11 protein-coding genes are annotated in these 12,465 nt (G+C 48.4%); 8 read left to right on the top strand and 3 right to left on the bottom strand.

Annotated features, from left to right (window positions below; genetic code table 11):
- Nucleotides 1–197 precede the first annotated feature (197 nt).
- Nucleotides 198–1,109, bottom strand: coding sequence for an Abi family protein (locus QVO66_RS02370; RefSeq protein WP_021853789.1), 912 nt, complete (start codon nt 1,107–1,109; stop codon nt 198–200).
- Nucleotides 1,110–1,718: 609 nt separating this feature from the next.
- Here QVO66_RS02370 and QVO66_RS02375 point away from each other — a divergent pair.
- Nucleotides 1,719–2,057 (top strand): hypothetical protein, encoded by a 339-nt coding sequence (locus QVO66_RS02375; RefSeq protein ID WP_021853790.1) that lies wholly within the window; start codon nt 1,719–1,721, stop codon nt 2,055–2,057.
- 2 nt (nt 2,058–2,059) lie between these two features.
- Here the strand turns inward: QVO66_RS02375 and QVO66_RS02380 are convergent, their stop codons facing one another.
- Nucleotides 2,060–4,315: a TonB-dependent receptor gene (locus QVO66_RS02380; protein WP_441295426.1), complete on the bottom strand. Its 2,256-nt coding sequence runs from the start codon at nt 4,313–4,315 to the stop codon at nt 2,060–2,062.
- Between the two features lie 347 nt (nt 4,316–4,662).
- A complete protein-coding gene (locus QVO66_RS02385) occupies nt 4,663–5,016 on the bottom strand; it encodes a hypothetical protein (RefSeq protein WP_021853792.1) in 354 nt (117 codons plus the stop codon).
- 242 nt (nt 5,017–5,258) lie between these two features.
- Here QVO66_RS02385 and QVO66_RS02390 point away from each other — a divergent pair, with 242 nt between their 5' ends.
- The 7 genes from QVO66_RS02390 (at nt 5,259) to QVO66_RS02420 (ending at nt 12,235) form a co-directional block, all read left to right on the top strand.
- Nucleotides 5,259–6,059, top strand: coding sequence for a CPBP family intramembrane glutamic endopeptidase (locus tag QVO66_RS02390; RefSeq protein WP_021853793.1), 801 nt, complete (start codon nt 5,259–5,261; stop codon nt 6,057–6,059).
- 68 nt (nt 6,060–6,127) lie between these two features.
- Nucleotides 6,128–6,274 (top strand): hypothetical protein, encoded by a 147-nt coding sequence (locus QVO66_RS02395; RefSeq protein ID WP_288172463.1) that lies wholly within the window; start codon nt 6,128–6,130, stop codon nt 6,272–6,274.
- Between the two features lie 226 nt (nt 6,275–6,500).
- A complete protein-coding gene (locus tag QVO66_RS02400) occupies nt 6,501–7,949 on the top strand; it encodes an MFS transporter (RefSeq protein ID WP_021853794.1) in 1,449 nt (482 codons plus the stop codon).
- 47 nt (nt 7,950–7,996) lie between these two features.
- Complete coding sequence (locus QVO66_RS02405; protein WP_021853795.1) at nt 7,997–8,404, top strand: (deoxy)nucleoside triphosphate pyrophosphohydrolase; 408 nt, start codon at nt 7,997–7,999, stop codon at nt 8,402–8,404.
- A gap of 376 nt (nt 8,405–8,780) precedes the next feature.
- Nucleotides 8,781–9,626, top strand: coding sequence for a DUF3737 family protein (locus QVO66_RS02410; RefSeq protein ID WP_021853796.1), 846 nt, complete (start codon nt 8,781–8,783; stop codon nt 9,624–9,626).
- 105 nt (nt 9,627–9,731) lie between these two features.
- The gene (locus QVO66_RS02415; RefSeq protein WP_021853797.1) at nt 9,732–10,634 is read left to right on the top strand and encodes an EamA family transporter; all 903 of its coding nucleotides are present in this window, start codon (nt 9,732–9,734) and stop codon (nt 10,632–10,634) included.
- Nucleotides 10,635–10,996: 362 nt separating this feature from the next.
- Nucleotides 10,997–12,235 (top strand): DUF418 domain-containing protein, encoded by a 1,239-nt coding sequence (locus tag QVO66_RS02420; RefSeq protein ID WP_021853798.1) that lies wholly within the window; start codon nt 10,997–10,999, stop codon nt 12,233–12,235.
- Nucleotides 12,236–12,465: the final 230 nt, after the last annotated feature.

Here is a 12,465-nt window from a genome sequence, read left to right on the forward strand (position 1 = left end):
GCTATTGTTTTTCAGTCTTGTCGTGCCGGTTCTGTTTGCCGGTTCTGCAGCGGCTCCACGGCTCCGTCTGCCTCATGTCATTCCGGCTTATGGCTGCGGTCATGCCCATGGCATGTTGGCATTCAGCGTCAGTTGCATTCAGCGTAGTATCCGTATGGAATCTTTGAGTTTCTTCTCACAGAAGCTCTTTTGATGAGTTATATCCTACATGTTGTTATATCAGTCCATAAGGAATTTAATTCCCAATTAGTTGGAAAGCCCATTGCAGATACATCAATAGAAGGATATTTATTAAGCAATGCCTTAAAACGGGCAGGAAAAGTAGTATTGGGATTTACTGTTTGTAAGAAGTACAGTATGATTGAAAGCACGTAATATACTTTCTTGGTATCACTCGGGATTGGAATAAAAGTTAGATTGGTGCGTCTTGGCACTATGGCATTGATGCTAAGTCTGCGATTCCATAAACGGCTATGATGTGCACAGATATTGCGAACATAGACGATGGAGTGCAGCCATGATTCCATTACAGTATCTGACAGGCCATAGAACTTTGCCACCTGACGTCTCGACAGACCGGCATTGAGCCATCTGTACATCATGGAGAGTGTACCAAATGAGCTGACTTCAAAGGTCATCCAACTCGGAGGAAATTTGTTAGAATAGTTCTGTTGAAAGGCAACAATGGCATCATCATCACTGCGGTGAAGTTCTTCATCCAAACTTTTCAGTAAAGAAGAATGACGGTTCGCATTACGGAAATTCGCAGAATCCTCAAACCAATATATACCGGCTGCATCACTCATAATCAATGACAACTGCGTCCGAACAGACACCTCTATCTTCTCCAGTTCCGAGCAAACCATCTTCCTAAGTTCAGAATCGAACTTGTAAATATTGTATGCTTCCTCAAAAGTAGAGCCGATTTTAAACTGATGACTTTCGTGCTGTCTGAATGGTTTGAGATAGCTTTTCATCCTAAACATACTGATATTCTGCAACAAATGAAATGCACGCTTTTCGTCTTTGAAAGACAGACCTTCTGATTTTAATAGCTGAATCTGCTCACTTACCGAAATCTGTGGTTGGTTATATATTTGCTTCGACATATCTAATATAATAAAAAAACTTACCCTGAGCGCGCTGTTCTAGTGGGAAGCGGGGTAAGTATGTTGATGCAAAAATACTATATTTTCCTTATTCTCACAATTTTTTCCAAAAAATCTGATAAATATTTGATAAATAATACATCAGTTCTATATTCTGCCATCTTAATCGACATTCTATAACAACTTATGTAAAACATTAGATTGGCATCAGCAATTTCTATTACTTTTTCCCTTGTGTTTTAGAAATGAAATGGTTAGAATAAATTCGGCCTCTCAAGAGAACAAATTAAGCCTAAATATCTACTTTTTAAATCTAGTTTCAAATAGTAAATAGAGATGAATTTTAGCGGGATTTACTCGCCTCTATTTTATTGCCTGTTGAGAACTTGGCAGACAGAAAACTTTTTGATTTTGACGCTCTCAGAATGGCCTTCGTCAGCGCAGACACGGCTTTCGGACGGAAAAACGCTGAAATTTCATGATTTTGTTAAGTTGTTGATATAGCGTGATTTATGCCGATAGAGATGTCAGAGCGTGAATGTTAAAAAATATAACTCGGCCACTTACGGGTGAAAAACAATAGGTTTTTGCCTCGTAAGTCATAGACTTGTGTCTCTAAAAAGCCTGATTAAGGGCATAAAAACCATTGGTCTGGGGGTGTCAGACGGTGTTAATTGTAAATCAAAGTTAAATCCTGAAAGCTTGATTGGCAGTTTCTTTAACATCCGTTATAAGTCTGTTTTCTATTTTAAAGAAAACTCTGTACATGAAAAATGTAAAGACTTTTCTTCTGTGGAGCTGGCGTTTCTGCTCCGTTTCGTTGTCACCAGTCTGGCTTGTGCAGACGAAATGCCCCTCTACACATGCACCATTGCTGCATGGCTGTTGCGGCAGATGCTGTGTGTAGCGGGGCAGGGCATGGTTGCGGCCGATAATTATGGCCGTTAGTGTCAGTTGAATATCTTGACACCTATGAACAGCGTGCGCGGCTGAGTGGGGCCATAGAAATATTTCGAGTCGCGGTCGGCACCCTTGTCAAGGTCCTTCTGAAAGGCGTTGAATATGTTGTTAACGCCGCCGTTGAACTGCAGTTTCAGATGGTCGTTCAGCACGAAGGTGTAGTTGAGCTTCAGGTTCAGGTCCATGAAGTCGGGCGTCTTCTCCATTCTGTCTTTCTCTATGTATCCCGCGAAGTGGGGCACGAGCATGCTGCCCGTGTAGACACCCGACACAGAGAAGTCGAAGTTTTTGAGCGGAGCCGACGTGAAGGTGAAGTAGCCGTAGCAGTCGGGCGTGCGCGTCATGCGCTTTGTGGGCGCCACGTCGGGGTCGCTGCTCCATGCCAGCGCCTCGGTGTAGCGGCTCTGCTGTACGGTGAAGCCCAGCTGCAGCTGCGCCTCCTTGCCGTGAGCTATCTTATAGTCGATGTTGGCTCCGTAGACTCTTGCCCCGTGGCCGTTGCGGCGCTCCTGTATCTTGGTGCCCGTGGTCTCGTCGAATCCTGTCTCTTCGAGATAGAACACGTCGTTGAGCATGGTGTAGAAGCCCTCTATGAGCAGGTTAGAGCTGAAGTGTCCCAGATTGAAAGCCCAGTCGACCGAGCCGCTGAAGCTGTTTGAGCGTTCGGGCTTCAGTCCGTCTGCCAGCTTTATCATCATTGCCTCGCCGCCCACGGCAGCCACGTGCAGGTCTTCGTCGTAAGCCTGCGGCGCCCTGAATCCGGTAGACCATGTCAGTCGGCCCTGCAGCCTGTCGGTGGGTTTCCACAGCAGGTTGACGCGCGGACTGAATATCACGTTGTCCACGAGGTTGTGCTTGTCGAGCCTGAATCCGGCAAGCAGCGTCAGATATCTCATCTTCCATTCGTTCTGCAGGTACGCCCCGGCAATCCTCACATACTGTTTCAGGTCGCGGCCGTAGCCAGTCATCACGTCGTGAAGTCCGTTAAACTGATATTCAAAGCCACCCGTCAGCGTGGCAGGCGAGAACAGCAGGCGGTCGAAGTTGCCCGAGTACATGGCTCCGCCCACGGCCGTAAGGTCGTCGGTGGTGCCGTATGCGTTGGCGTCCATGCCCGCGCCGTAGTAGCTGTTGCGGTCGGTATGCTGCACCGAGCCGTACAGCGACAGCTTGTGCTTGTATTCGTTCATGAATATGTCGTAGGTCAGTCCGCCGCTGTTTATCACGTGGCGTGTCTGCTCGGTTATGTCGGTTTCGTGCGGCTGCAGGTCAAACTTGTTGCCTCCGCGGCGGAATTCGTTGGTGGTGTGGTATTCAACGCTGAGGCGGCTGAACTGCGTGGGGCGGTAATATCCCCTCAGTCCGAAGGTGTTCATGTTGAGCTTGCCCAGCTCGGAGAAGCCGTCGCCGTCGGCATCATAAGGGTTGCGGTTCCTGTAAGCCTGGTAGAAGGCCACGCCGTATGTGCGGTCCTTTGACACGAGCGAGGCGTTGGCGCCGAAATACTGCTCCCATGTCTTGCCGCCGAGGTTCGACATCGTAGAGTTTACCTGGAACGAGTTGTCTATAGGGTCCTTGGTTATTATGTTGATGGTGCCGCCCACGGCGTTGGCGCCAAACAGCGCCGAGCCTCCGCCGCGCACCACCTCTACGCGCTCGATCATGCTTACGGGTATCTGTTCGAGACCATACACGCCCGACAGCGCACTCATCACGGGGCGACTGTTGATGAGCAGCTGCGAGTAAGGACCCTCAAGACCGTTGATCCTTACCTGCGGAAAACCGCAGTTCTGGCAGTTGTTCTCCACGCGCAGTCCCGACTGGTAGCTGAGTGACTTGGCAAGGTCGGTAGAGTTGACCGTCTCAAACAGCTTGCTGTTCATCACGTTCACCACCACCGGAGCCACCCTTCTGTTGGTCTCGTTTCTGTTGGCCGACACCACCACCTCGTCCATCATGATGTCCTCTTTCTCCATCACGAAGTGCAGGTCAACGGTATATTCGTTGCTCACCACAACGGTCTTGGTCTGCGAGGCATAGCCCATGAGCTGCACTTTCAGCGTGTATTTGCCTGCCGGCACATCCTTCAGGCGGAAGTGGCCGTCGTCGCCCGTAATGGTGCCCATGCCGTTTTCCACAATCAGCACCGTGGCGTAGGCCAGGTTTTCTTCTGTTCCTTTCTCAATGACGTGTCCTGTTATGATGTTGCCCTCTTTCACCGTACTTGGTTCAACGGGATGGGCCATCCCTGCCAGCGAGCACAGCAGGCCCGCCAGAAATAATAGTATTTGTTTCTTCATTTATTTCTTAAAAAATACGTAATATCCGGCCATGACGGCACGGCATGCCTGCGTCGTCACAGCATAAATAATAATGTTGAGATAAACCCTGATCGGTCATCGGGCCGTTTGGAGGTTATTAATGCCATAGGATATAACCTTACCGGCCGTATTTTCGCTTTCTTGTTGCCGTCATGCCGTCTGCTTTTTCGCAGGCATAGCTCACCATGCCGGCAAAAAGTCATACGTCAGTCAGCCCAATGCAAAACAAAAATCCAACCGAATGCCAACGGCCGATTTCGGGATAAAATGATTTATGAAAATGAAGAAACGGGAGGCGCGCGCAGATATATGCCCGAATTGTAGTCGGGCGTGGCGTGTGCCACTGTATATTTGCTGTAGCATGTGTGAATAAACTTCACGTCGGGCGCCTCAATCCCGGCGGCAGGTCCGGCTTCGAGCGAATTAAAATGTGTGAGGTGATGCAGCACGAGCGTCTGCCCCGTAGGGTGGCTGTGCTTGTCTTTAAAGGGATGTGAGTGAACCACCATCACGCCGTTGACCACATGCACGTGGGCATACACCGAGATTATGGCATAATAAGCCATAAACACGGTAAGCAGCATGGCAGCGCATGCTCTTGTCAGCGTTCGTGAGCGTTGTGTCATATCCGGCGGCAAAGATACATATAAATTATGAAATAAAAAGATAAACGCAAAGAAATAAGAATTAATCTGCTGTCGGAAAAGGTATTGTTTTTCTCTATGACCTATATATTTTTTCAGATTAACGGGCGGTAATACGAATAATTTTATATATTTGCAGACATGATGTCGGATGGCAACAATCGTAACATACTCAGGCCGATGCCTTAAATAAAATATGGAGAACTTATAAAAACTTATAAATTATGATGGAAACAATGCCAAAACCATTTGTCGCCATAACATATTACTCGTTATACATTCTTGGCGTATTGATACTTGTACCGGCCATTGTTTATGTAGCCGGCTGGATTTTTGAGAATTACGTACTCAACAACAACATGCCGATAGAGGATGTCATGCAGTTGGGCAGTATGGACAGCGCCACGCTGATTCTGAGCAATCTGTTTATCGCCGCACTCTTTATAAAGAGAAAATATGTGAAGCTGCCGTCTTTCGGTCAGCATGGCTCAGATAACTCTCCGGCATCAGTCTATCTGATGGCAATGCTGATGATGTTGGTTTCAATATTGCCGCTCAACCTTTTTGTTTCGGCCCTAAACCTTAACGACTATAGCGAAGCCGTTGCAGCTGACGGACAGCTCTCTTTTGCAAGTATAATAGGCATCAGCATACTGGCTCCGCTGGCAGAAGAGATAGTGTTTCGCGGAGGTATAGAGGAAAAACTGCTCCAATGGAAGACAAATCCGTGGATAGGTATTCTGATTTCCGCCTTTATGTTCGCAATACTGCATTTCTATCCGAGCCTGATTATCGGCACGTTCATAAGCGGAATACTTTTAGGCTGGGTTTATTATAAAACTCGCAACGTTATGGTGTGCTTCGGCATGCACCTGGTAAACAATTCTGCATCATGCGTCATAGATTATATAAGCCCCGGCAGCAGTTTCTATGCCGACATAATGAATCAGACCAGATTCATCATTATCGCCATATTCTGCCTGCTGATATTGGTTGCCTTAATTAATAGATTCAGAAGAATTTAATAAAAAGTTTTTGGGCAGAAACATTATATTTCTGTTTGGCTATTTGATATCCCCTGTTTCCTTTCTCAATGACAGGGATGCTCATGCGCTGCATGGACGGGGAACTGCATCACGCAAAAGACATTAAGCCCGACATCACAAATCCCGTTTATGCCACAGACTATATGAATGGTTACGACAGAATATTGAACGTGGCACTGAAAATGGACGAATGAAGAGGATAAAGATATACGGACGGAATTTGAATTGCTGACGGTAATATAATTTATTGTATTATTTCGTTGTTTTGTTATTCCTGTCAGGAATTTTTATTACTTTTGTTCCTGCTAATAACATGCCCCTGAGAGGGGCGGTGTGCCTGCCTCATGGTTATGAGCCGGAGCAATGGGCGTGAGCCTGGCAGAGGTATACGCCATGTAAACGAAAAGCTAGATAAGAACGATGTCAGCAGATAATTCATATAACGGTAAGATTTCTTTCGGCGAGAAGGTCGGCTATTCATTGGGCGACCTGGCTGCCAATCTGGTGTTTCAGATGATAATGATATATCAGCTGAAGTTCTACACCGACGTGTTCGGACTCAACGGAGCCATTGCCGGCTCAGTGCTGCTTGTGGCGCCTATGGTGAGTGCATTTGCCGACCCGATAGTGGGCATACTTACCGACCGCACCAGCACGCGCTGGGGCAAATATCGTCCGTGGATACTGGCATCGGCCCTGCCGTTCTGCCTGTTCTACATCCTTGCCTTCCACAGGCCCGACATACAGGACAAGACGCTGCTGGCCGTTTATGCCGCCGTGTCGTATGTGCTTCTGCTGATGATGTATTCGTTCAACAACACGCCTTACGCCTCGCTCGGCGGAGTGATGACGGCCAACATAAAGGAGCGCACAAGCATCAACACTGTGAGGTTTGTGGCAAGCACCATAGCCCAGTTTGCCGTGCAGGGCTTTACGCTGCCGCTGATTGACCGCCTTGGCGGGTCGGATGCGAGTCGTGGATGGAGCCGCACCATTCTGCTGTTTGCCTTCATCGCCTTTATCTGTCTGCTCATAACATTCTTCACCACCAAAGAGCGCATAGCCCAGCCGCCGCAACAGAAGGCAAGCGTTAAGGAAGACGTAAAGGAAACCTTCGGCAACGTGTCGTGGCGCGTAATGTTTGTGCTGTGTCTTGCCGTATATACCTCACTGGCGATGTTCGGCTCGTCGATGAACTTTTATTTTCAGAGCTATCTCGACCAGCGTTCGCTCTATGAGTTTCTGCATAACTTCGGACTTGCCGGCACCGAGCGTGAGGCTTATTCGGCAGGCTTCTCGCTGTTCAACATACTCAACGCCATAATGCAGTTAGTCGGTGTGGTGTTCCTTTCGGGATGGCTTGCCGGCAAGTTGGGCAAGAAGACCGTATATATAGTGTGCCTGTCGCTCACCGTATTGTTTCAGGCTCTGTTCTATCTGCCTTCGCCAGATGATGTTGTGCTTGTTTATCTGCTGTGTGTATTGAAGAGTCTGGCCTATGCCCCGACGATACCTCTTATGTGGGCAATGGTGGCAGATGTGGCCGACTATATGGAATATCTCAACCGCCGACGCGCAACGGGCTTCTGTTTCTCGGGCATAATGTTTGCACTGAAGATGGGGCTTGGCTTTGGCGGAGCCTTGTCGGGCATACTGCTGTCGGCATTCGGCTACGTGTCGGGCGGCACAGCCATGCAGAGCAGCGGGGCTGTTGAGGGCATACGCCTCGTGTCGAGCATAGTGCCGGCAGTGGTGTTCGGCATAGCTTTGGCGTCGGTAGTGTTTTATCCCATAACAAAGCGTTTCAACGAGAAGATGCAGGCTGAACTGGCAAAGAGACGCAAAGCGGCAGAAGGGCAGGGCGAATGACCGTTTGCGGCAGTATATAAGAAACAAGAAAAGGAGAAAGGCTGAATATGAACGCTAAACATTATAATGTGGTGGCAGCTGTAATACGCAAGGACGGAAAATATTTCTGCGTGAAAAAGGGCCGCACAAAATACAGTTATACAAGCTACAAATACGAGTTTCCGGGCGGAAAGATTGAGCCCGGCGAAACGCCTCAGGAGGCTTTGAAACGCGAACTTGCCGAGGAACTTGATTATGACATATCTGTAGGCAGCCTGATTGTGGCTGCCCGTCATGATTATCCCGACTTTTCGATAACGCTCAATGCATACCTCTGTGAGCCGCTGTCAGACGGGTTCGTTCTCTCGGAGCATGTAGACTATGTGTGGCTCGGCGCTAAAGAGCTGCGCTCAGTCGACTGGGCTGAGGCCGATCTTGCGGTGGTTAGATGTATTGAAGAGTCAGATTTGCGCTGAAAAGCCATTGATTCTGTCGGCCGTTTTGCCGTTGCTGCCAACCTTTTTTGTTATTATTCAGCTGCTTTCAGGTGTAAGTATAAACTGTTGTTTCGGGGTAATCAGGTCGCTCCGCCAAATGTTTCTGTGTCATCATTTTGTGCCGAAAAGCCCTATATTGGCGGTTAATTAATTTGAGCAAATCATATTTTCTGTGAATTGTTTCATCTAATCAGTAAATTAGATACAGCTTTTTTATCTGATTATACGTATTTTTGCAAAAGAAAAAGCAACAGAAATATCGTTGCTGACGATAGTCTGTTAAAGGCGGATGCGCAAGAAACGCTCCGCAGCTCTACTGACAACGAAAAAATAAATTATAAAAAGATTACATATTATGAAACTGATTGAGAACACCGAATTTGGCGGCGAACGCCCGTTGTTCGCGTCGCACGACCTGCATATCAACAACGTAACCATACGCGAAGGCGAGTCGGCCATAAAGGAATGCAGCAACATTGTGGCCACCAATTGCCGCTTTGAAGGCAACTATCCGTTTTGGCATGTCCACGGATTCACGATAGACAACTGCTATTTTGCCGTTGGCGGACGTTCTGCATTGTGGTATTCAGACCATCTGACGATGAAAAACACCGTGATAGACGCGCCGAAGATGTTCCGCGAGATGAACGACATCGACATTGAGAACGTTGAGATAAACGATGCCGACGAGATTTTCTGGCGCTGCAACCGCATCAACGTGAAGAACCTGAAGCTGCATGGCGGCACATATCCCTTCATGTTCAGCAACGACATACGCATAGACGGCTTTGAGAGCGACAGTAAATACGTGTTCCAGTATGTAAAGAACGTAGAGATACACAACGCCAAGATAACCACCAAGGACGCCTTCTGGGAGGTGGAGAACGTTACTATCTACGACTCAGAGCTTAACGGCGAGTATCTTGGATGGCACTCGCGCAACCTGCGCCTTGTAAACTGTCATATCTCAGGCGAACAGCCGCTGTGCTATGCTCACGACCTGGTGTTGGAAAACTGCACGTTCGACAGTGAGTGCGACAGGGCCTTCGAGTATTCTACGCTCAACGCCGACATTCGCGGAGCCATCACCAACATCAAGAATCCGACATCGGGCGTTATTGTGGCCGACTCAATAGGTTCGGTAACTATAGACGAGAACATCAAGGCACCAGCCAACTGCGAGATAAAGACCAGAGGCTGACATCATTGCTTATGGTGCTGACGTATATAGGGCAACGTGCCGGCCAAAGGGCTGGTGCGCTGCTTTCGGCCTGACAATTATTACTATTTACCAAACAAACTGCCTATGCCACAGCCACTCGGCCGCCTTACGGTAGCTGCAGCCTATTTCCTCATATACGTTGTATGGGGCTCCACATATTATTTCATCGGGGTTTGTCTTCACGACTTTCCGCCGTTCGTGCTCGGCACGGTGCGCTTCGCCGTGGCAGGTCTGGCCTTGCTTGCTGTATGCCGGTTGCGTGGCGAGCGGCTGTTGCGCCGTGGACTTATCTTTAAGTCGGCCGTGTGCGGCATCATTCTTCTGTTTGTCGACCAGGGCGTAATCATGTTTGCCCAGCGCTATGTCAGCAGCAGTCTTGTCGCAATAATGGCTTCGTCTACGGCTTTGTGGATAATGCTGCTCGATGTACCGCAGTGGCGTCGCAATTTAAGAAGTGTCTCCACCGTGGCAGGCATCGTGCTTGGCTTTATTGGTGTGGCAATGCTCTATCTCGAACAGCTCAACATGCAGCGCCACGGCGGCAGTCATTATGAGTATGGCGTGCTTCTGCTTATAGGCGGATGCATATCGTGGGCATGCGGCACGCTCTATTCAAAATATCACATCCGCGACAATGATGACGGCGGACTGTCGTCGTCGGCTTGGCAGATGCTTGGTGCGGGCGTCGTGTTTGCCTTGTGCGCAGGATTGTCGGGCGATTTCAGCAGTTTGCAGCTCTCCGCAGTATCAGCCGTTTCATGGCTTTCGTTGGCATATCTTATAGTATTCGGTTCAATGATGGCATACACGGCATACATCTGGTTGCTGCGTGTGCGTCCTGCCACCGAAGTTGCCACTCATGCTTACGTCAATCCCGTTGTTGCTGTAGTCATCGGTGCCGGCCTTGGTCATGAGGACGTAACGTTGATACAGCTCGCCGGTCTTGCCGTGATACTGATAAGCGTGATGATGGTGAACAGAAAGTAAATTGATAATTGAGAATGGAGAGTTGAGAATGGAGAAACAAAGTTCAGCGTTAGCTAATTATGATTTGCCTTGTGAATGTGAAGAGCAGGTGGGGAGCGCGATGCGTAATTAAAAATTAAAAAGTAAAAATTAAACCGCGCCTTACGAAAGTGAAGAGTGAAAAATCCAAATGTCTTGTGTCTATCTTTGGATAAGGATTAACAAAGCATATGGCTTTAACTCCTAGCCAACTTGTTGGCGATAACTCCTTTGACTACTTTAACTCCAAATGACAATACCCCTCAAGGCATACGTCTTTTTTCGCTATGCTCAAGGAACTTCTCCTTAACTTCATAACTCCTTAACTCCTAAAAAATATATCCATGTCCAAAACCAACTATTCCCCAGTAAAGCCGTCGGAACGCTATGTCATTCTCGACGCACTTAGAGGCTTTGCCTTGCTTGGCATCTGCCTTGCCAACTATCCCGAATTTTCGCTCTATACGTTTCAGCCGGCCGACGTTGCCGCGTCAATGCCTTCAGCCGGTGTGGACAGGATAGTGCGATTCTTGCAGTATGTGTTCATCGACGGTAAGTTTTACACCCTGTTCTCGCTGCTCTTCGGCATGGGCTTCTCGATAATAATAAGTCATGCCGAGCAGAAAGGCAACGGAGCTTTCAGACTGTTCTATAGGCGCATGGCCGTGTTGCTCGCTATAGGATTCCTGCATCTTATGTTCATCTGGAGCGGCGACATACTAATGCTTTATGCTCTTATGGGAATGGTGCTGCCGTTGTTCAGAAACGTGAGCAACCGGAAGATGCTTTCGTGGGCAGCCTTCTTCCTTTTGCTGCCCGTGGCTGTCGACACACTGACACAGATCTTCGGCGTCAGTCTCTCGGCTCCTGCCGTTGAGGCTCAGTGGCATTACTGCCGCAAGTACGGCATAACAGAAGAAAACTTCGGCTATTGGCTGCGCGATGCCGACAGTTATGCTCAGGTGTTTCAGTTTCTTATTCAGGGAGCGTTGGTGAGAGTGCAGGAGTTTGTCGATGGCAACCGCTATTTTAAGGTCCTCGGCCTGTTTCTGATAGGCTATTACATAGGGCGTCAGAAGATATATGCCGACCTTTCAGCCCACAGACACTTGCTGCGCCGCGTGTCGGTTATAGGCTTCAGTGTCGGTCTTCCTTTGTCTGTTGCCTATGCATGGAGCGCCGTTGGCGGTCATCCTTTTGGCAACGCTGCCCACTCATTGCTTTACGCCGTCAGCGTCTATCCGCTCGGCTTCGCCTATATGTCGTCCCTCTGCCTGCTTTATCTCCGTAGCAGCCGTTCGGCGGTATGGCGCGCCCTTGCTGCTCCCGGCCGCATAGCTTTGACCAATTACATCTGTCAGTCTATAGCAGGCATGTTCCTTTTCTACGGCATAGGCTTCGGTCTTGGTGCCGGCGTGGGCCTTTCGCTTACAGAGATTATAGCCCTCGGCGTGTTTGTCCTTCAGATGTTGCTAAGCCGTCTGTGGCTCCATTACTGCCTTTTCGGCCCCCTAGAGTGGATTTGGCGCATGCTCAACTACGGCAAACCTCTTCAGTTGTTCAAACAGAAACAGAGAGGGTAGGGAAGGTTGATTGTCGTAGCTTTGATAAAAATGTAAAATGTTATATGTCTGTTTTGTTACTTTAGACGTATAATGTCTGCGCCGTCTTTGGCATATAAGATTTTAAGTGCTGAAAATTGAAAGGAAAACATGCGCTTATGGTTAAAAGATAAGCAGGAAAAATGTTTTTGCAAGCAAATGTGTAAGCAAATAACAGTGTTTAGGTTTTAAATCATTAACCTATCGTTTAC

The organism is Prevotella sp. CAG:255 (assembly GCF_000431195.1).
Classification (GTDB): Bacteria; Bacteroidota; Bacteroidia; order Bacteroidales; family Bacteroidaceae; genus Prevotella; species Prevotella rara.

Bases quoted from the DNA above. Each gene is read 5' to 3' on its own strand.
- QVO66_RS02395 (WP_288172463.1), top strand. From the start codon at position 6,128: ATGACAGGGATGCTCATGCGCTGCATGGACGGGGAACTGCATCACGCA.
- QVO66_RS02390 (WP_021853793.1), top strand. From the start codon at position 5,259: ATGATGGAAACAATGCCAAAACCATTTGTCGCCATAACATATTACTCG.
- QVO66_RS02380 (WP_441295426.1), bottom strand. From the start codon at position 4,315: ATGGCCCATCCCGTTGAACCAAGTACGGTGAAAGAGGGCAACATCATA.
- QVO66_RS02385 (WP_021853792.1), bottom strand. From the start codon at position 5,016: ATGACACAACGCTCACGAACGCTGACAAGAGCATGCGCTGCCATGCTG.
- QVO66_RS02410 (WP_021853796.1), top strand. From the start codon at position 8,781: ATGAAACTGATTGAGAACACCGAATTTGGCGGCGAACGCCCGTTGTTC.
- QVO66_RS02370 (WP_021853789.1), bottom strand. From the start codon at position 1,109: ATGTCGAAGCAAATATATAACCAACCACAGATTTCGGTAAGTGAGCAG.
- QVO66_RS02415 (WP_021853797.1), top strand. From the start codon at position 9,732: ATGCCACAGCCACTCGGCCGCCTTACGGTAGCTGCAGCCTATTTCCTC.
- QVO66_RS02420 (WP_021853798.1), top strand. From the start codon at position 10,997: ATGTCCAAAACCAACTATTCCCCAGTAAAGCCGTCGGAACGCTATGTC.
- QVO66_RS02405 (WP_021853795.1), top strand. From the start codon at position 7,997: ATGAACGCTAAACATTATAATGTGGTGGCAGCTGTAATACGCAAGGAC.
- QVO66_RS02400 (WP_021853794.1), top strand. From the start codon at position 6,501: ATGTCAGCAGATAATTCATATAACGGTAAGATTTCTTTCGGCGAGAAG.